The 17,910-nt window shown below is 66.9% G+C and carries 18 protein-coding genes; 9 read left to right on the top strand and 9 right to left on the bottom strand.

Annotation, left to right across the window (positions count from 1 at the left end):
- Both ACYVF7_RS06265 and ACYVF7_RS06260 read left to right on the top strand, forming a co-directional pair.
- On the top strand, positions 1-750 hold the full coding sequence (locus tag ACYVF7_RS06265; RefSeq protein ID WP_460336230.1) for a L,D-transpeptidase: 750 nt from the start codon (positions 1-3) through the stop codon (positions 748-750).
- A 23-nt stretch (positions 751-773) separates the two neighbouring features.
- Positions 774-1,034 carry a hypothetical protein gene (locus ACYVF7_RS06260; protein ID WP_460336227.1) on the top strand — a complete coding sequence of 87 codons (261 nt, stop codon included), beginning with the start codon at positions 774-776 and terminating at the stop codon, positions 1,032-1,034.
- 200 nt (positions 1,035-1,234) lie between these two features.
- Here the strand turns inward: ACYVF7_RS06260 and ACYVF7_RS06255 are convergent, their stop codons facing one another.
- A complete protein-coding gene (locus tag ACYVF7_RS06255) occupies positions 1,235-2,029 on the bottom strand; it encodes a phytanoyl-CoA dioxygenase family protein (RefSeq protein ID WP_460336224.1) in 795 nt (264 codons plus the stop codon).
- Between the two features lie 125 nt (positions 2,030-2,154).
- Here ACYVF7_RS06255 and ACYVF7_RS06250 point away from each other — a divergent pair, with 125 nt between their 5' ends.
- Positions 2,155-3,024, top strand: coding sequence for a helix-turn-helix domain-containing protein (locus tag ACYVF7_RS06250; RefSeq protein WP_460336221.1), 870 nt, complete (start codon positions 2,155-2,157; stop codon positions 3,022-3,024).
- A gap of 5 nt (positions 3,025-3,029) precedes the next feature.
- Here ACYVF7_RS06250 and ACYVF7_RS06245 read toward each other — a convergent pair whose 3' ends face one another.
- The 4 genes from ACYVF7_RS06245 to ACYVF7_RS06230 all read right to left on the bottom strand — a co-directional run bounded on the left by ACYVF7_RS06245 (position 3,030) and on the right by ACYVF7_RS06230 (position 6,525).
- Positions 3,030-3,437: an AAA family ATPase gene (locus ACYVF7_RS06245; protein ID WP_460357805.1), complete on the bottom strand. Its 408-nt coding sequence runs from the start codon at positions 3,435-3,437 to the stop codon at positions 3,030-3,032.
- Between the two features lie 471 nt (positions 3,438-3,908).
- Positions 3,909-4,787 carry a PhzF family phenazine biosynthesis protein gene (locus ACYVF7_RS06240; protein WP_460336218.1) on the bottom strand — a complete coding sequence of 293 codons (879 nt, stop codon included), beginning with the start codon at positions 4,785-4,787 and terminating at the stop codon, positions 3,909-3,911.
- A 94-nt stretch (positions 4,788-4,881) separates the two neighbouring features.
- Positions 4,882-5,496 carry an HIT family protein gene (locus ACYVF7_RS06235; protein WP_460336215.1) on the bottom strand — a complete coding sequence of 205 codons (615 nt, stop codon included), beginning with the start codon at positions 5,494-5,496 and terminating at the stop codon, positions 4,882-4,884.
- 327 nt (positions 5,497-5,823) lie between these two features.
- A complete protein-coding gene (locus tag ACYVF7_RS06230; RefSeq protein WP_460336212.1) occupies positions 5,824-6,525 on the bottom strand; it encodes a Clp protease N-terminal domain-containing protein in 702 nt (233 codons plus the stop codon).
- A 157-nt stretch (positions 6,526-6,682) separates the two neighbouring features.
- Between ACYVF7_RS06230 and ACYVF7_RS06225 the strand changes: the two genes are divergently transcribed.
- Positions 6,683-6,889, top strand: coding sequence for a hypothetical protein (locus ACYVF7_RS06225; RefSeq protein ID WP_460336209.1), 207 nt, complete (start codon positions 6,683-6,685; stop codon positions 6,887-6,889).
- Between the two features lie 263 nt (positions 6,890-7,152).
- On the opposite strand, the gene ACYVF7_RS06220 is transcribed toward ACYVF7_RS06225, so the two are convergent.
- The gene (locus ACYVF7_RS06220) at positions 7,153-7,830 is read right to left on the bottom strand and encodes a hypothetical protein (RefSeq protein WP_460336206.1); all 678 of its coding nucleotides are present in this window, start codon (positions 7,828-7,830) and stop codon (positions 7,153-7,155) included.
- A gap of 1,075 nt (positions 7,831-8,905) precedes the next feature.
- Here ACYVF7_RS06220 and ACYVF7_RS06215 point away from each other — a divergent pair.
- Positions 8,906-9,289, top strand: coding sequence for a hypothetical protein (locus tag ACYVF7_RS06215; RefSeq protein ID WP_460336203.1), 384 nt, complete (start codon positions 8,906-8,908; stop codon positions 9,287-9,289).
- 265 nt (positions 9,290-9,554) lie between these two features.
- Positions 9,555-9,968 carry a hypothetical protein gene (locus ACYVF7_RS06210; protein WP_460336200.1) on the top strand — a complete coding sequence of 138 codons (414 nt, stop codon included), beginning with the start codon at positions 9,555-9,557 and terminating at the stop codon, positions 9,966-9,968.
- A gap of 323 nt (positions 9,969-10,291) precedes the next feature.
- On the opposite strand, the gene ACYVF7_RS06205 is transcribed toward ACYVF7_RS06210, so the two are convergent.
- Entirely contained in the window at positions 10,292-10,558 is a 267-nt protein-coding gene (locus tag ACYVF7_RS06205; protein WP_460336197.1) for a DUF7660 family protein, read from the bottom strand.
- Positions 10,559-10,597: 39 nt separating this feature from the next.
- On the opposite strand from ACYVF7_RS06205, the gene ACYVF7_RS06200 reads away from it, so the two are divergent.
- From ACYVF7_RS06200 to ACYVF7_RS06190, 3 genes are all read left to right on the top strand, one after another.
- Positions 10,598-11,728, top strand: a complete 1,131-nt coding sequence (locus tag ACYVF7_RS06200) for a YfjI family protein (protein WP_460336193.1) — start codon at positions 10,598-10,600, stop codon at positions 11,726-11,728.
- Positions 11,729-12,149: 421 nt separating this feature from the next.
- The gene (locus ACYVF7_RS06195) at positions 12,150-13,598 is read left to right on the top strand and encodes a tyrosine-type recombinase/integrase (protein WP_460336190.1); all 1,449 of its coding nucleotides are present in this window, start codon (positions 12,150-12,152) and stop codon (positions 13,596-13,598) included.
- Between the two features lie 1,685 nt (positions 13,599-15,283).
- Positions 15,284-16,432 carry an IS30 family transposase gene (locus ACYVF7_RS06190; protein ID WP_460336188.1) on the top strand — a complete coding sequence of 383 codons (1,149 nt, stop codon included), beginning with the start codon at positions 15,284-15,286 and terminating at the stop codon, positions 16,430-16,432.
- Positions 16,433-16,695: 263 nt separating this feature from the next.
- Here the strand turns inward: ACYVF7_RS06190 and ACYVF7_RS06185 are convergent, their stop codons facing one another.
- Positions 16,696-16,920 carry a hypothetical protein gene (locus ACYVF7_RS06185; protein ID WP_460336185.1) on the bottom strand — a complete coding sequence of 75 codons (225 nt, stop codon included), beginning with the start codon at positions 16,918-16,920 and terminating at the stop codon, positions 16,696-16,698.
- Positions 16,921-16,931: 11 nt separating this feature from the next.
- Positions 16,932-17,879 (bottom strand): sulfotransferase domain-containing protein, encoded by a 948-nt coding sequence (locus ACYVF7_RS06180; RefSeq protein WP_460336182.1) that lies wholly within the window; start codon positions 17,877-17,879, stop codon positions 16,932-16,934.
- Between the last annotated feature and the right edge of the window lie 31 nt (positions 17,880-17,910).

The raw sequence follows: 17,910 nt of genomic DNA, 5'->3' as shown, positions 1-17,910 counted from the left end.
ATGCGCCACCTCAAGACGTACACCGGCGCCCTGCTCACCGTCGGCCTGATCGTCGGGTCGGCCGGCTGCGGCTCGGCGAATGACGGCAGATCGGGCGACGGCCCCTCCAAGGCGGACCGCGTCGCGGCCGCCGCGGAGACACGGCAGCGGGGCGGAGCGGAGATAGCGACCGTCCGCGGCCGCGAGATCGCCGTGCACCGGCAGAAGGGCGACGGCGCGGTCTGGAAGACGCTGTCCAGCCCCAACGAGATGGGCGCCACCAGGGTCTTCCTCGTCGACGGCAAGGACGGCGACTGGCTCAAGGTGCTGCTGCCGATCCGGCCCAACGGCAGCACCGGCTGGGTCAAGGCGTCCGACGTCACGCTGTCGTCGACGACCCGCCGGGTGGAGATCGACGCGACGGCGTTCAAGTTCACCGTCTTCGACGGCGACAAGGTGCTCCGCACCGGAAAGGTCGCCACCGGCGAGGGCGGCACACCCACCCCGGCCGGCCGCTTCTACTTCACCGAGCTGGTCAAACCGCCGAACCCGCACAGCGCCTACGGGGCGTACGCCTTCGGGCTGAGCGGCTTCTCGCCCACGCTCAAGAAGTTCGCCGGCGGCCCCGGACAACTCGCCGTCCACGGCACGAACCAGGAATCGGCGCTGGGCGGCAAGGCCAGCCACGGCTGCGTCCGCGTCAGCAACGACGACATCACCTGGATGGCCAACAACCTGACGATCGGCACCCCCGTCGTCGTCAAGGGATGACACAACCACCGAAAGGAACATCAATGCGCCTTAAGTCCCTCATCACGGCCGTCGTACTGGGCGTCGGCCTGACCGGCACCGGACTGGCCGCCGCCGAGGCCACCACCACACCCAAGCCGCCGGCGAACAGCCACCCGGTGCACAGCCACCCGGTGCTGCCCGGCGCCCCGGCGACGCACAACACCCCGGGCAGGGCGGGCAAGCCGCTGCTGGGTGTCGACCCGGGAGGGTGCCCGATCAAGGCCCACGGTTGCGTCCACAAGGACCCGAGCTACACCGGCTGATCCCCGGCCCGCAGGCCCGCACGTCTCCCATCGTGCGGGCCTGTTCGCATGCCCGGATCCGCACATGCGGGGCTGCCGCATGCCCGGATCCGTACGCCACGGCGCTCGCCGAATTCCTTCGCCCACGCCTCGGCGGTGCCGCCTTGGCCACGCGGGTCCCCGGCCGAGGGCCCGCGCCGGCCGCGTACGGGGCGCCCTCCTCAGTCGCGCGCGGAGGCGGGGGCGGCGAAGGGCGGGAAGTGCTCGTCGGGCAGGGGGCTGCCCACGGTCAGGCCGAGCGGGTCGGTGACAGGATGCGCGGGTTCGGCCGCGAAGGTCAGGTCCGCGTCCACGTAGATGACGACGTGGGCGATACGAGGGTCGTCGGTGAAGTTGGGGGTGGCGCTGTGCGCGAGGCGGGAGTTGTGGAACGTGCAGTCGCCCGCGCGCAGGGGAACGGTGACGCGTTGTTCCCACTGCAGCTCGGGCGCCACGGCGAACATGTCGCCGTGGTCGGACAGATCCTGCGACCGCAGGCCGTCCAGGTGCTGGGAGCCCGGGATGAACGTCATGCAGCCGCGGTCGACCGGCACGTCCACCAGCGCTATCCAGGCCGAGAGCGCGTGCCGTGAGCCGGCGTGCGGCCAGTACGGCTGGTCCTGGTGGAACTCGGTCGCGGCCCCGTTGTGCGGCTCCTTGATCAGCAGCTGGTCGTGCCACAACCGCAGCGGGATTCCCGCCAGCCGGGTCGCGATGGCCGCCAGATCCGGGTTCAGGGTGAGCTCGCGCAGCGTCTCGTCGTGACTCCACAGCTGGAGCAACTGCGTGAAGATCATCCCCTCGTGATTGTCCCGGACGGTGTTCCGGGCAGCCAGCGCCGCTTCGGCGAACCTGGCCGCGTCCGTACGGGAGATGACTCCGGACAGATGGACGAAACCATCACGGCGGTACGCTGACACGACGTCCTCGGAAAGGTTCGCCGGCGTCGTACGTGGGCTTTCGACAGCGACAGTCATGGGGGTCTTCCTCGCCTTCTGGGGATTGCCGTCTCGACAACTGTCGCCGCCACCTCTGCCACCCGGCTAGCACGAGAGCCCGCCAGCTATAGCACAATCTTGACGAGCACTCGAGGGGAGGTCCGATGCATCGCGTACGGCTGGCGGAGGTCTTCCCACCGGACGGGCCGCCCATCGTCGCCGAGCGGTTCGAGCTGCGGAGCGACACCTCGGCCCACAGCCATGACTTCATCGAGTTGGCCGTGGTCACCGGCGGCACCGCCACCCACGTCACGGCCGCGGGCGAACGCGACCTGGACCGCGGCTCGGTGACGATGCTCCGCCCGGGCGACTGGCACGGCTACCGCCACTGCGACCGGCTGATCGTCTACAACGTGTACGTCGGTCCGGAGGTGTTCCGGCGCGAACTGGCCTGGATACGCGCTGACCCACACCTCGGCCGCCTCCTGCACGCCGCCGGCCGATCCGGCCACCACTCCGGTCACCCGCTACGGCTCGACCCCACCGCGCTGCGCATCGTCGAAACCGGCCTGGCCGAAACCGCGGGTCAACCCCACCCGACCACCCATCCCGGACCGGCCTACGCCGTACGAGCGGGGGTGCTCCTCTGCCTGCTGGGCGGCACAGCGGCAGCCCTTTCCACCGACCCCACCGGCGACCGAACCGGCCACCCCGCCGTGGTGGCCGCGGCGCAACTGCTGGAGAACGACATCCAGCGCGCCTGGAATCTGGACGAACTCGCCTCCGCCGTGAGCGTGTCGCCTCCCTACCTGGCACGCCTGTTCACCGCACAGCTCGGCATCCCGCCCATGACCTATTTGGGCAGGCTACGCGCCGAACGCGCCGCGGCACTCCTCATCGAGACCGACCTCCCCGTCGCGGCGATCGGAAGGCTCGTGGGCTGGCACGACCCCAACTACGCCAGCCGCCGATTCCGGCACTTCTTCACCCTCAGCCCGGCCGCGTACCGCACTCGGTTCCGCCCCGGCGGCTGACGCGGTCAGCAGGCGATCTGTCGCCGCACGAACCGCATCCGCGCGCGGGGATCGGCACGGGGCAGTTCGACCAGGTCATAGCCGTACCGCGCATAGGTCTCAGCCATGGCATCGTAGGTTCTCTGGGCCTCATCCAGGCTCTGATGGCGCTCGTCATCGGTGCGGTAGATCTCCGGCCAGGGCGGCGCGATGAACACCTGAGGGCGATAGGGGAACGCCGCCACCGCGGCTTCAACATGCTCAGGCACGTCCAGGCCCAGCAGTCGGAAGTAGCCGGCCACGCACGGTACGGCGTGGTCGAAGAACACCGGACCCGGCTGCGTCAGCGCCCAACGGTAGGAACGAATATCCCAGGACAGCATCAACTCGGCGAACAGCGTCGTATCGCCCCACGGCAGGCCCGCCCCTCCGATGGCGCTCTGATCCTGAATGATCGCCCGCCCGGCTTCCGGCGTGCCCGGCGAACCCGTTCTCGCGAAGCAGGTCGACCAGAGTCGTCTTGCCCGCTCCAGGGCCGCCGGTGATAACGATGAGCTGGTGGAATGTCATAGGGATCTCCATCCTGGGGTGCAGTCGCAACCTGACCCGCCCGTGCCAGATGGGCGTTGATCAAGGGGAATCGGGGAGATCCGGGGATCATGGAAACGATCGGCGGACCTGAGCGCAGAGGGGGCCGTCACCCCCTTCGCCGGCGTGTTGCCAGGTACCGTCTGGGCGGTTACCGGGCTGGGCCGTTCTGGAGGGAGGGACTGATGCCGAACGACATGATCGCATTCGCGGACGCGGCCACGCCAGCGCCGTCAGGTCCGTCGCTGCGGAGCTGTGCGGGACAGGAAGAAGAGACGAAGCGGCGCTGGGTGCTGGGGTGCTGGGGTGCTGGGGTGCTACAGCTCAACTCGGCCGGAGACGCAGGTGACCGTGCCGCCGCCGACCCAGATCGTGCCGTCGCTGTCCGCCGAGACGTGCACCCGTCCTCGGCGACCGATCACGGTGCCCTGCCCGGCCACGTACGGCGTGGTCAACCGGCCGGTGCGCAGCAGCCATTCGGCGAGTGAGGCGTTCAAACTGCCGGTCACCGGGTCCTCGGCCGCGCCTCTGCCCGTCGGAAAGAACGCCCGTACCTCTACCGCCACAGGAGAGCCGGGCGGATACAACCCGGCCACGCCGATGAACAGGCTCTCGATGTCGCCCGGCCGCAGCGCGAGCACGGCATCGGCGTCGGCGAGCAGCACCGCCACCCACTCAGGCCCGTTGTCGGCCCACTGCGCGTCCACGATCTCGTCACGGCCGATACCGAGCATCGCCGCGATCCTCCTGACCAGCGCCTCATCGACGGGGCCGGATCGTACGAGCGGCGGCGCGGCGAAGGCGAGCCCGTCACCGGTCCGCCGCACGGTGACCAGCCCCGCACCGCACTCCTGCACGACCACATCGCGCTGCCGGTCGCCGGTGGCCGACATCCACGCATGGCAGGTCCCCAGCGTCGGATGCCCCGCGAAGGGCAGTTCCCTGGAGGGCGTGAAGATCCGCACCCGATAGTCGGCGTCCGGCGTCGTCGGCGGCAGCACGAACGTCGTCTCCGACAAGTTCGTCCACCGCGCGAACCGCTGCATCTCCTCGGCCGACAGCCCTTCCCCGTCGAGCACGACCGCCACCGGATTCCCCCGGTACGGCTCGTGGGTGAACACGTCGACCTGCCGGAACTCACGCGTGACCAAGGCTTCCTTGATCGATACCGGGTCTGCCTCATGTCGTGTCGTCATGGCCCCATCCTGTTGGCAGACCTGAACACGACCCCAGAGCCAATCCGAACCAGTGGTCTTGCTCGCCAGCGCCCCGCGACGAGGGGGCGAGCCGCTAATCGTTGCCGGCCATCGCCGCTGCGATCCGCCCAGCGAGCTCCGCTTGATCTTCGGCAGGGATTTGCAGATAGTCAGGTCGGTTGACCGCATTGAACTGCTGTTCCTCGAAGGGGACTCCCGGCGGCAGCGGGACCACGTGCCAGTGAACGTGGGCGACCCCCTGGTGGCTGCCGAAGCTGAAGACGTAGAGCCGCTCTGTCGGCACGAGGGCGATCAGGGCCCTCCCCAAGCGATGAATGCGGCGCTGGAGAGCGACGTAGTCATCTTCGCTGAAATCCGCGACGACGCCGGTGCGATGCGCCAGCGGGGCCAACATGGTGTAGCCGAACAGACGTGGCGTGTTGGGGAAGAGGACCGCACACACCTCATCCCGATAGACCAGGGCTCCAGGCTCGGCACCTTCGTCATCGACGAGGTCGCAGATGAAGCAGCGCCCGGCTCGGTTGTCGGCCCGCAGACGTGCGGCGTATTGCGCCGTATCGAGAACGACACGGGAATACTCATTCGCAGCCCACTCATTCATGAGAGCTCGACTCCCTTTCTGTCGGCGACAGCCGGCGACTTCGATCAACCTCCGAATCTCACCGGCGAGGAAGTCCTCCAGCGCCATGGTCAGCCCCCGACCGCTTCTCTGCTGGTCAGGGGCTGTTCCACTTGGTGTGGCGGGTCCAGGAATCGCGCCGGGGAAGGCCGAACCGACGGATTTGCAGGCCCGCGCGTCAGCCGTACGCTACGCCTTCGTGGACATGGCCTACGGTGTCCAGATCGAGCCGGATGTGCCGTTTATAGCGGTCGACCAGCAGGACCGGGACTTGCGGCCGTGGCGCAGGCGGCTGCCGCCACCCGTTGGTGCAACAGTTGACGGCGTTGAAGGAGGATCAGGTCGTCGCGCTGGGCCACTACCTGCGGCAGGCCGCTGCGCCTGATCGTTTCGTTACTACTTGTCGCGCGCGGCGAACCGTTTGGTGATCTCGGTCTTGACCGTCTCGTGCAGTTCGTCAGACGTGAAACCGAGGTTGCGCAGGATCTGCGCGGCCGGGCTCTCCTCGGCGCGGATCAGGCCCAGCAGCGTGTGTTCCGTGCCGACCCAGTCGTGGCCGAGGTCGGCCGACGCGCGGTGTGCCTGCTCGATGGTCTCCTTGCTCTCCGGCCGGAACGCGATGTGACCCCGCGGCGTCTTCTTCCCGGCCGGCTGCATCGCTTCCTCGATCGCGTCGCGGATGCGTTGCTCCGACTCGGTTTTCGCCATCAGCACCTCGTACGCCAGGCCCCGCGGTTCACCGAGCAGGCCGAGCAGGATGTGTTCGGTACCGATGAAGTCGTGGTTGTGCGTTCGAGCGGCCTCCTGCGCCAGCACGATGCTGTGCCGGTTCAGGTCGGTGAACCGCTCGAACGCGGCGGGCGTGTGGCGTTGCTGGGCGGCCTGCTTGGACACCCCGATGGCGTCGCCGATCTCACTCCACGACGCGCCGGCCTGCTTGGCCTTGCCGACATAGTGGCCGACGAGCTGGTCAGCGAGGTCGGACAGGGTCTGGGCACGTAGTTGCGCCTCGCTGATGCGGGCCAGGTCGTTGGCGTCGGGGAGTTCCTCGTCGAGACGGGCGATCAGGTCAGCGAGGCTGATGTTGAGTGGACTCATGCGTCAACCGTAGATTGACGATCCTCGATCGTCAACCTGCAATTGACGCACGTTTCGGGTGCGCTCGGCACGGGCCGCAGGCTCGGCGTCCGGCGGGTAGTCGACGCCGAGCAGGGCCAGGCCGTGCGGTGGGGCAACGGCGACCGCGCCGAACCGCGTGGTCGCGCGCAACAGCGACGCCAGCCCACTCGACCGGCTGCCGGCCCTCGCCGACCGCCGGCAACGCGCCAATGAAACCGCGGACCATCGAGTGACAGAACGCGCCACCGACACCTGTGCGACCAGCACGCCGCGAGGTACCGGGTTCGATGTGCTGGGCGGCTTCGTCACTGCCGACATCGCCGTTCTCATCGGCACCGACTAAAGCCGCAACCGCCGCTTGACGGTCCGACACGACGGCGGGTCCATGTCGGCCTCAGACAGCACCCGCAGGGTCAAACTTGCTGGTCGGTTCGGTGATCCTTGCCAGCACCGGCGCCTTTCGTCGTAGGGTTCGTGGCCCAGCCAAGCATCGTCGATGAAGAACGCGCCGGAGATCCTGGCGCCCCCGAGGGCAAGGTGCGTCTCGTTAAGCACAAGATAGGCAGCGAGTCATCTGGTGCGGTGGGTAGAAGGCCGGTCGCTTCGTCAAGCGCTTTGCGAACGGCGGCAGCGTCCGCATTCCTCAAGCCGGCCGCCATCTCTGCCTGTGCGGCGGCGAGTCCAGGTTCGCATAAGGGCAGGAACCTCGCTCGCCGCTTGTCGGCGTGCGTATCCGACCAGTTCTGCAGCCTGCTCCGCATCCCCCAGGTCGAGAAGCACGTAAGCCTGTTCGGCGGTCGCAAAGGCCAGCAGCGACGGATCTTCGGCCTCTCGTGGTGCGGACTTAGCGCGTTCGAAGTGCTCCCACGATTCGCGCGGTGTACCGACGTCGAGTGCCTTCCATCCGAACTCGTCCCGTGTCCGCCGTAGTGGCATCATGGCCGCTCCGTCGTCGCCGTCCCGCGTCATGGCTTCAGCCTGCCATCCTGCCAATGCGGCGGTGTCTGCGAGCACCTTGGCGAGCATGCTGCGTACGCCAGGCCGTACGGCGTGGCGGTTCAGTTTCTCGATGTGGGCGATGTGAACGCGCATCTGGTCGTGGATGAGTTGCGCGCCCTGCCTTCCATCCAGAAGCCGGATGTCGTCCGTCTGGGCCTGAAGCAGGTTAGCCACCTCGACGTCGACGGAGGCGTCTTGTGCGAGCTCGTCGGCTGACTCGTGATCGGTTGCGGTGACCTCGGGCAACTGGACGAAGCCGAGTTCGGGCGGCGAGCAGTCGTACACCTGGCAGAACAGCGGCCCGCTCCGTCAAACGCACCCGACGCAGCAGCTACCGCGAACGACGCCCCAGCGACAAAGGCATCCGCCACACCGGGCCACCCACCCTCCAGCTCCTGCCCACCCGCGACACCAGACCCAAATGATCTATCTAAACGGCATTGGCACCCGACCCGGGCGGAGGGGGCCTCGTCGTGTGCTCCGGGCCGGGCCGGTCGCCGATGTCGCGTGCGGGCAGTGTGCGAGCCGGTGGGGCGGCGCTGGTGTGCCCCGGCTGCCGCACTGGGCGGCCCGACGAGCGCCGGCAACGGCGCGGGCGTTTAAGCCCGCGGTTCGCTGATGCGAGCCGAGATTTCCAGCATCAGGTCGTTGAACCGTTGCGGCTCGTTCTCCGATGCCGAAGTGAGCCGTGCAACAGTAGTGGAATTGCGACTAGGGAGGAAGTGTGCGCAAATTTCGTTCGAGGACGGCAATAACTTTGGCAGTTGTGGCCGCGTCCTATGTTGTCGCCGCCTCGGCGACAACCGTCTCGGCGAGAACCGTCTCAACCGCCTCAACCGCCTCGGCGGCGTGGGTCATTTATGGGGTTTTCGGGTCCTACCGGGACTGCCAGACCGTGGGAAATGAACTGGCCCAGCAGGGTAGGGCATGGGCCTTCAGTTGTCAGGACACGGGCATCCCGCAAAACCCGTGGATACTCTACATCGAAATACAGCAATAACGACAGGTGATCACCTGTTATGTATGACGCAGCACTCTCCCGGCCGGGGGTCGACTCTCATGGCCAGGAGAGTGCGCTCCCTAACCCTGATGATTGACGCCAATGCCGTTTAGATAGATCATTTGGGTCTGGTGTCGCGGGTGGTGGGCAGGAGCTGGAGGGTGGGTGGCCCGGCGTGGCGGAAGCCGTAGAACAGGCAGGTCTTTGAAGGTCTCCACGAAGGAGTCCGGCCCTTCAACGCTCAGCGCCTGGACTATGTCGGACACCAGGTCGGGGAAGACGTCCGCCAAGCGAGGATGCCGGTCCGCAATCACGACCCACACGGTACGCGCTGCCCAGGCGGGTGCCATGATCTAGTGCGTGGAGAACGACCAGCCCTTTCGTGTCATCCCGTATGACAGCGTGCAACGCGCGATGTGGCAGCCGATCGCGGACATCACCGGTCCGTGGTCGTCGTTCAGCACGCGCTTCGGAATCACGTTCACCGAGAATGACGGCCGGTACGAGGCCCCCGGACCGGTCGCGTACGCCGCGGTGGAGCTACCAACCGGCGAGCAATTTCCTTTGGAGCACCACTTCGACCACCAAGAGATCGGTGTGCTGGTCTACGGCCTCCCCGATGAAGACCCGGCACAGCAACGCCAACGGTTCGCTGCGGCACTCGGCCTCACCGACCATGACTTCCGACGCATCCTGGACCAGGGGCAATGGCACGATCCTCGCGCTGGCCATGGATCAAGGTAGGGCTGTCAGCTTGGGAACCGTAGGGATGCGGGGCGTTACGGGCGCTGACCTGGCCATGCATGTGTCCGCAAGTGACCCCGCTGACCTTTAATCACCGGGACTAATGGCACGATGGTCAGGCGCGGCCTACCAGCGCGAGGGCGGGGTCGGATCGTGGGCGGCTCACGACTCAGCATGTCAGGCTCCACGTGTGGACTACCTACGTGACTCCCAGGGCTCCGCAACTCCGACCCATGTCCGCGGGCTCCCTCTTCCGACCCTCCTCATGGACTTGCTGGCCAACGGCCGTTGGCTGCATCCGGGCGACGAGAGGTTGCGCGAGGTCATGCCCTGGTTCGAGGACCCGCTGGACTTTCTCACCGACGTGCACCAGATGAGCCGGGAATCACGGTCGCTGGATCTGCTCACCGATGATGAGACGTCGTCGCGGCTGTTCCGGACGGTCCGGGGCAGTGCTTCTGCCGGTCCGGTGGAGCTCCCCTGGCTCGACGTCGAACTCGCTGTCCTCATCGCAGTCAATCGGATACCTGGGGACGATGTCGCAATCGTGTTGGACTACCGCAGTAACGAGACGAACCCCGGAGTGGTCGCCAGCGACTTCTGGACAGATCCGAAACAGTGCACATGGCGCATCGTGACACCGACCTTCTCCGGGTTCGCCTCAGCGTTGAACCTGTAGAACAGCGTCCGCTGTGACACGCACGTAGCGGGAGGAACTTCCGACTTCCTGCTTGCAAATCATGCCGATCTTGGGCCGTATGGCCGCTGACCTGGGCGGGCATGTGTCCGCTAGTGACCGCAGTTGCCCCTTGATCACCATGGCTAATTGCACGTTAATTGCACGCTGCCCGGCCCCGGCGGCCTTGACCGAGCAGCCTCATCTTTATCAGTTCGATCATGGTGAAGGTGATCGAGCAGCGCTCGAGGTCGACCCGTCTGCATACGGCCATGATCATCCGGCGGCGTCTGCCCCTGTTGCTGTCGCCGTTGCTGTCATCCGCCCTACTCGTAGATCAGCGCGGCCGACAGGCTGTGAGCGACAAAGGACCACGACGCGCCTGCGGGGGCCTCGCAGCCCTCCTGCTCGAAGAACCTAGGACAGCCCTCGATCCACGCTGCAAGCGCCTCCAAGAAGCGATCGAGGGTGGAGTTCTCCACTTCTTCCCCAGCGGTGATGGCGGCGTGAAGCCGCCGCACGTAGAGAACAAGATCCCCGCACGAGCTGACAGCCTCGGCGTCTGTAGGCGTAGGAAGGTGAACGGATGCCATCGCGCCAATATGTCCTGTGCGCAACGCGCACACCACCCCGTGCCGGGTCATCCCCTCTGCCGGCGCTCCCACCCGTCAGGGAAGCGGGCCAGGCCCGCCGCCAGCCTGGACCCGGACGCCAAGGCCCTGGCCATCCACGAAGCCACCGAGGCCAAGCTCGCGCTCGATGAGGCGATCGTCCCGTCCGAGCCGCGGTTGTTCTCCGATGACGCCACCGTGGAACGCCTCACCAGCCTCTTGGCTGAGCAGGGCGGGCGGATGGCCGTGCTGTCACCGGAAGGGGAGATCTTCTCAATCGCGGCCGGCCGCTACTCCGGCGCCCTGAACTTCGCCGTTCTGAAGAAAGGCCACGCGGGCGAAGAGATGCGCATCGACCGGATGGGCCGCGCCGAACGGATCGAGGCCGCCACCGTCACCCTCGGAATTTGCACTCAGCCCAGCGTCTTGGCCGAACTCGGCGACACCCCGGCCTTCCGCGGTGAGGGCCTGCTCGGCCGGATCCTGTTCGCCGTCCCCGAGTCCTTGCTCGGACACCGCAAGCCCAACCCTGACCCGATGCCCGCACACCAGGAAGCGACCTACCAGACGACGCTGAAAGCACTGGTGCTGTCGCTGGCGCGGCTCACCGAGCCCACCACCCTCACCTTCACCGACCAAGCCGCAACGGCTGTCACGGCGATGCTCGCCGACGTCGAACCCCGGCTCGCCCCCAGCGCCGGCGACCTGGCCCACATGACCGACTGGGGCGGCAAACTCGTCGGCGCAACCGTCCGCATCGCCGGACTCCTCCACCTCGCCAAACACCTACGCGACGGCTGGAACCAACCCATCGACGCCGACACCTTCGCCGACGCACGCGACATCGCCGACTACTTCACCAGCCACGCCAAAGCCGCCTACGACGCCATCGGCGCAGACCCCGCCACAGCCGACGCCCGCGCCATCCTCGACTGGACACGCAACACCAGCGCGGCCCGACTCGCCGCCCGCGACGCCCAGCCCCCGCTACGCGCCCGGTTCAAGAAAGTCACCGACCTGGACCCCGCCCTACGCGTCCTCGAAAGCCACGGCTGGATTCGCCGCCTGCCACCGCCCCCACGCACCGGACGCGGGCGCCCCGCCGCTCCGCTGTACGAGGTACATCCCGCCGCGCTGGAGACAAGCCGATGACGGCCACGCAGCGTCATCGCCACCTCGCCTCCGGACCGCTCCCAAGCCGTGAAGCAGGTAAGCGAAAAGCAGCAAAAACAATTCTGCTGATTTCCGCTTACGTGCTTACCCTCGCACGCCCGCCACCACTCCACCCAGGCAGACACCGACCGTGACCGGCGAACAGCCACCAAGCACGCCGCCGGCCACGCCACCCCGACCGATCACAACCCCGGAGGAACCTGCTCCGTGAAGACCGCCGAACGCTCCGGCGACAAGCTCACCGTTGCCGAAATCTGCAAAGAACTCCGTATTTCCCCCTCGACCTTCTACGACTGGCGCGCCAAGCGGACGGCCCCCGCTGCATCACGCTTCCGAACGGCAGCCTCCGTATCCGCCGTGTGGAGTTCGATCGCTGGCTCGACGCGCGAGAGGACGTCTGATGCAAGACCTCACCTACGACGTCCGCGTCTACAAGACCGAGGTCTACAAGGGCAAGAAGGTCACTACCTACTACGTCCGGTGGAAGACCGGCGGCAAGCAGTGGAAGGAGCCCTTCCGAAAGGCCGCACAGGCCGACAGCTTCCGTTCCTCGCTGCTGGCAGCGGCGCGCAACGGTGAGGCGTTCAGCCTCAACACCGGTCGGCCGCTCTCGTGGAAGCGCGAGGAATCCGCGGTGAGCTGGTACACGCTGACGCTGGACTACACGGCGGCGAAGTGGCCCTACGCGTCACCGAACCATCGGCGAGGCATCGCCGAAGCCCTCACCGACGCCACCGAGGTCATGCTCATCGGCGACGGCCCGCACAGTCGAGACGAGATTCGCCGTGCCCTCCGGACGTGGGCGTTCAGCGCCCGTCTGCGAGGCGTGACCGAACCTCCCGCCAATATCGGCGCTGTTGTGCGGTGGCTGGAAGGCAACACGGTGCCGGTCAAGGAACTCGCACAGCCGGGAAGCGGCGCCGTCCGCGTTCGCGCACTGCTGGACCGCATCAGCAGAACCAAAGACGGCAGCACCGCCGCCGCGAGCACAGCGACTCGTAAACGCATGACCTTGACCAACATCATGCAATACGCGATAGAGATCAACGTCCTACCTGACAACCCGCTCCGCACCATCAAGTGGAACAAGCCCCGGACGCTCAAGACCGTTGACCCACGCGTCGTGGTCAACAGCGGGCAAGCCCGGCGCTTCCTCGACGCCGTACGCGCCCAAGGCGAGCGCGGAGCGCGCATGGTGGCCTTCTTCGGCTGCATGTACTACGCCGCCCTACGCCCCGAGGAAGCGGTGGATCTGCGCCGCGAGAATCTGGTCAGCCTGCCGGATGAAGGGTGGGGTGAGATGCTGCTGACCCACTCCGAGCCACGCAGCGGTAGCCAGTGGACGAACAACGGCCTGGCCCGTGAACGACGGGAGCTCAAGCACCGGGCGCCCGGCGAGACCCGCCCTGTCCCGATCCACCCCGAGTTGGTGAGGCTGCTTCTCGATCATCTCAAGGAGTTCGGCTCCGCGCCGGATGGTCGGGTTTTCGCCGGCCCGCGCGGCGGCATCCTCACTGACCGCGCTTACCTCGCCGTCTTCCACGACGCCCGCGCCACCGCCTTCACCGATGAGGAGACGACGTCTCTCGCGGCCCGCCGCCCGTACGACCTACGCCATGCCGCTGTCTCGACGTGGCTCACCGCGGGAGTCGCACCCCCACAAATCGCCGAGTGGGCCGGCCACAGCGTGGACGTCTTGCTGCGGGTCTACGCCAAATGCATTGCGGGACAGCAAGAGGAGGCCAAGCGCCGCATCCTCGCCGCAACGCAGAGTGGCGTAACCGAGGGCCTCCGTGCCCCCACTCCCACTGCCGGGATCCCCCATGCCGCAAAGTCAGCCAGAGACTGACCGAACAAGGCCCGATCAATCCTCCGCCTTGAGGTGCGCGCACAAGGATGCTCTAATCGACAAGGACTCGCTTTAGGCGAGCCGGGGGAGGCATTGACAGCCCTACCCCATGAAGAAGCCCTCGCGCGCCCAGCAAGGCTTTACCGCGAGGGCTTCCACTGGTGGCCCCAGGTTCCTCTTCTAGCCGAGGAACCTGGGGCCGTCATCATGAAACCAACGAAGCAACTCGATCAGCGCCCTCGCCGCTGTGGCGAAGAACTGGGCGCGCCGCCAAGGGTCCACATCTGATGACGTCCGGCGCTTACCAGCCACCTGGCACCACCTCCGCACAGCCCAACCCCAGGCAGGACTGTTGGTCGCACCGGTCTCGCGACCGGCCGGCCGACCATCCCTCATCGGTCGACCGACGCCGGGACGGCCGTTAAGGGACTCACATCGGTAATGCACTGGAAAGACCGTACCGCAGCCGATTTCCTACGCGATGAACATCGGCCCGAAATGTGTATTTAATACCTCAAGATCCGCTAACGATTTTTCATATCCAGGTAGAGAGATCTTCAACTTGGTTAGATAAGTGGCCGTATGGGTGGAACATACCTCAAGGAAAATCCCCTTTGTCGTTGCGAGGGCGACATATTTGTCGGCATTCTGGCGACATGCAGAGCAAGCTACTGTCTCGAGAACATGACGCAACCGACGCTGGGCCGTGGGCGAGCGTCGACCTTCTGTCTGACCGCCACTGGCGGGAAACGTACCCACACGCCGACGAGGCCCTGCGGTTCCTTCACACTGCAGGTCACGTACTAGGCCGAGCCCAGAGGCTCGCCGAAGAGCGACGGCCCCGCGACGACGACGACGAACTGACAGCCAAGGACGTAGTGGCGGGCGTTGCCGCTCTGCGTCTCCTACGAGAACAGGTCGACGATCTAGAAGCTGACCTCCTGGACTACGCCCGACGACTCGGCATCTCCTGGGAACGCCTCGCTCCGGCCATGGGACTCTCCGACCGACGCGCCGCCCACAAGCGTGCCACCAGACTCTGGGGACGCTTTCCGAGACGCCATGATCACTGGGAGCCCCCCGAGTCACTGCTGTAGCGGCTCGGTTCCCTCGCAGACCAGCACGTCACCAAGGGGCTGGGCTTCATCTCTCGCCAATGGGCGCTCGCCACTGGTGGCCACCACGACCGAGGTCGGCCCACCCTGTTGCCGTTGAGTCGTGATCGTTGCGCCGCACACTCAGAAGCGACGGCCTCACGTTTGAAGGGGCTCAGAAGTCCGGCTCTTCGTATCGACGCGGCACCTGTCGGTAGTTCTGGCCTTCGACTGGCTCTAGATCCTGGCCTCGCATCCACGCCTCAGCGACACGCCAACTCGCTGGCCGCTGCTCGACCCAGGCGACTCGCGCCTGCCACGACCCGTTGCCTCGTTGTTCCCAAGCCAGCAGGAACAGGTATCGGCCGGTTCGGCGACCTCGGACGACGGGTGACAGAAACACGCCCAGTATTCGAACATGAGAGCGAATGGTTTGGACGGTCTTATTTGGCCCCGCCCGGACGGCTTGGGTTCTAAGGGTGGTCGCAACACCTGACTCTCAGGGGTGTTGCTATGACCAAGGCGCGTCGCGCGGCTAAGAAGCGTGGACCCGCTCCGCTTGCGGCCAAACGTGATCAATACCTTCAGCTCATGGCGCAGGGAATGAGCAACTCGGCCGCGTGCCGCGAGGTCGGGATCAACCGCAAGACCGGCAACCGCTGGAGGTACGGACGCAAGGTCGTCGACCGGGCCGGACGCGAGCGTGTCTACCCACCGATCACCGAACCGCGGAACACCGGCGCCATCTCGCCGCGGTTCCTGTCGGAGGACGAGCGGATCGTCATCGCCGAGATGCTCCAGGCCGGGAGTTCCCTGCGCGCGATCGCCAAGGAACTCGACCGCGCCCCCTCCACGATCAGCAGGGAGGTGCGCCGCAACTGCAACCCACGCACCGGCAAGTACCGTCCCTTCCACGCACAGCGGCGGGCGGCCGTGCGGCGGGCGCGGTCCAAGGACGGCAAGATCCGGCGGGACCCGGAGCTGAAGGACTTCATCCAGCACCATCTCGACCAGCGCTGGAGCCCCGAACAGATCAGCCAGGCACTGCGCACCGCCTTCCCGGACGAACCGGACCGCCACCTCGCGCACGAGACCATCTACCAGGCGATCTACCTGCCACACCGCGGTGGCCTGGAACGACAGCCCGGCGTCCTGCGCACCGGCCGCCCGGCCCGGCGACGCAGGCGGCGCGTCGACCAGCGAGCCACCCGCTTCATCGACCCCGGCGCATTGATCAGCCAACGACCCGCTGAGGTCACCGACCGCCAGGTGGCCGGTCACTGGGAGGGTGATCTCATCGTTGGCCAGGGCAACCGGTCCGCCATCGGCACCCTGGTCGACCGCACCACCCGCTACGTCAAGCTGCTGCACCTGCCCAACGGCCGCACCGCCGACCAAGTCCGCGACGCGCTCGTGCGCACCTTCGCCAGCCTGCCCGCCGACCTGGCCCGCTCCGTGACCTGGGATCAGGGCAGCGAGATGTGCCGACACGACGAGTTCACCCACGCCACCAACATCCCGGTCTACTTCTGCGAGCCGGCCAGCCCCTGGCAACGCGGATCGAACGAGAACACAAACGGCCTACTCCGCCAGTACTTCCCGAAAGGCACCGACCTGTCCATCTACACCGCCGAAGACCTCGCCGCCGTCGCCGCCGAACTCAACAGTCGCCCCCGCAAGACCCTCGGCTGGCAAACCCCCGCTGCGCTCTTCGCTAAGCTCGTCGCAACAGTCGAATGATCGCGTGTTGCGACAGTTTCTGGAATCCGCCCGGCTTGATCTGGCCCCACCGGGTGCGGGTTCGGCGCTGTTGTGACGGCTTGAAGTGGCCCCGACTTCGCGGTTTCAGGTGTCGTAGGGCCAGCGGCCGTCGGCGACCGGGGAGTCGGGGTCGAATCGCAGGCGGGCCTCGTCGAGGCTGGTGGCCAGGGCCTGGGCGATGTCGTGCCAGGTGTGCCCGTTGAAGCGGCGCTGGTCACGAGTTCGGGCAGGAAGCGCTCGGCCTAGTCGATGAGGCTGGCGGTCAGGGTGATGGCGGTCAGCTTCGCCGGCGGTGAGCTACTGTCAACGGCGGCCAGCCATATCGCGCACATTCGACGCTCTGTCTTGCGGCCGGCCGGAGCGACGGCGTAGGCAACCCAGCGCCCGTCGGGCGAGATCACCGGCTGCGACGGCACGACGCGGTCCGCCACCAGTTCCGTGGTCAGCTCCGGCGCGTCTTCACTCATGCACCGCGCCCTTAGAGGTTGCCTGCCGTCGGCAGCGCGGGCCGATGGATCCAGGCGGCAAGGTCCGCGGGCGCGCATTCGGCGACTCGGGCGGCGTACCGGGGAAGCTCCTCCTCGCTGAGGACCTGCCGCCACTGGCCTGTTGATCCGCTGTGAAAGAACTGGCTGCGGTCGTGATAGAAGCCGTCGTGGCTGGCTTCGGGCGCGAGCTCGCCGGCCCGGCCCTTCATCACCGCGAACGTGGCGGCCTGGACCAGGTCCGGCCAGGCTGTCTCGGTAATGGCGATCCCGAGCCGGGCGGCTATGTAGCGCATCTGCCCTTCGAGGTCATCAAGGAGGTCCTCGTAGCGCAGCAGCACGATGTTCGGCTGGTCACGCACCTGCCAGAACGTGTCCAGATGGTGAAGCATGATCTCCAGGTCGGACACGGCCTTTCCGGGCGCGGCCGGATTGGCCCAGGACCAGAAGCGCTCGCGCGCGGTCCCGCTCGGCAGGGACGGAGCGGCGGCCAGCAGCTCGGCAAGGACCACGGCGCCCACGGCGTCCTCCCGCAATGCGAGGGACACGGCCCGATCGGTGTTGCTGGTATGGCTGTCCAAGGACACGGCCACATCCCGAGGGTCCCGGCTTGCGCAGAGGTAGGTGACCCGGTCGTCGAAGGGCAATCCGTCGAGGGGCGTATGGGTCTTGATGAACCGCCGGTGCGCCTGTGCCTCGAGGTCGGCCAGCACTCCGGTGAGCGGGCGCAGCAGGACGTCCAGCCACGGCGAGATCTGGTCGAGCGGCCGGTCGAATGTCGCGCTTTTGAAGATCTCCAGGGCGCAGATCATCTGCAGCCAGGTCGTGCCGCACTTCGCCGGGGTGCTGATCACAATGTCGCCAGGACGGAACACGAACCCATCCCAGCGGGCCGAGTCCGTAAAGGAGGTCTGGTAGCGAACGCGTTCCCCCAAGCCCATGCCGGGAGACTGACAGCAACCAGATCGGGCC

The organism is Actinoallomurus acanthiterrae, from assembly GCF_054775715.1.
Note: the sequence above shows the minus strand (reverse complement) of the source record. Positions and strands in the feature narration are given on the sequence as shown.

Excerpts from the sequence above, each read along its gene's own strand:
- ACYVF7_RS06180 (WP_460336182.1), bottom strand. The coding sequence starts at position 17,879 with ATGGGCTTGGGGGAACGCGTTCGCTACCAGACCTCCTTTACGGACTCG.
- ACYVF7_RS06265 (WP_460336230.1), top strand. The coding sequence starts at position 1 with ATGCGCCACCTCAAGACGTACACCGGCGCCCTGCTCACCGTCGGCCTG.
- ACYVF7_RS06250 (WP_460336221.1), top strand. The coding sequence starts at position 2,155 with ATGCATCGCGTACGGCTGGCGGAGGTCTTCCCACCGGACGGGCCGCCC.
- ACYVF7_RS06185 (WP_460336185.1), bottom strand. The coding sequence starts at position 16,920 with ATGAGTGAAGACGCGCCGGAGCTGACCACGGAACTGGTGGCGGACCGC.
- ACYVF7_RS06240 (WP_460336218.1), bottom strand. The coding sequence starts at position 4,787 with ATGACGACACGACATGAGGCAGACCCGGTATCGATCAAGGAAGCCTTG.
- ACYVF7_RS06210 (WP_460336200.1), top strand. The coding sequence starts at position 9,555 with ATGGACTTGCTGGCCAACGGCCGTTGGCTGCATCCGGGCGACGAGAGG.
- ACYVF7_RS06195 (WP_460336190.1), top strand. The coding sequence starts at position 12,150 with ATGCAAGACCTCACCTACGACGTCCGCGTCTACAAGACCGAGGTCTAC.
- ACYVF7_RS06255 (WP_460336224.1), bottom strand. The coding sequence starts at position 2,029 with ATGACTGTCGCTGTCGAAAGCCCACGTACGACGCCGGCGAACCTTTCC.
- ACYVF7_RS06190 (WP_460336188.1), top strand. The coding sequence starts at position 15,284 with ATGGCGCAGGGAATGAGCAACTCGGCCGCGTGCCGCGAGGTCGGGATC.
- ACYVF7_RS06235 (WP_460336215.1), bottom strand. The coding sequence starts at position 5,496 with ATGGCGCTGGAGGACTTCCTCGCCGGTGAGATTCGGAGGTTGATCGAA.
- ACYVF7_RS06230 (WP_460336212.1), bottom strand. The coding sequence starts at position 6,525 with ATGAGTCCACTCAACATCAGCCTCGCTGACCTGATCGCCCGTCTCGAC.
- ACYVF7_RS06205 (WP_460336197.1), bottom strand. The coding sequence starts at position 10,558 with ATGGCATCCGTTCACCTTCCTACGCCTACAGACGCCGAGGCTGTCAGC.
- ACYVF7_RS06260 (WP_460336227.1), top strand. The coding sequence starts at position 774 with ATGCGCCTTAAGTCCCTCATCACGGCCGTCGTACTGGGCGTCGGCCTG.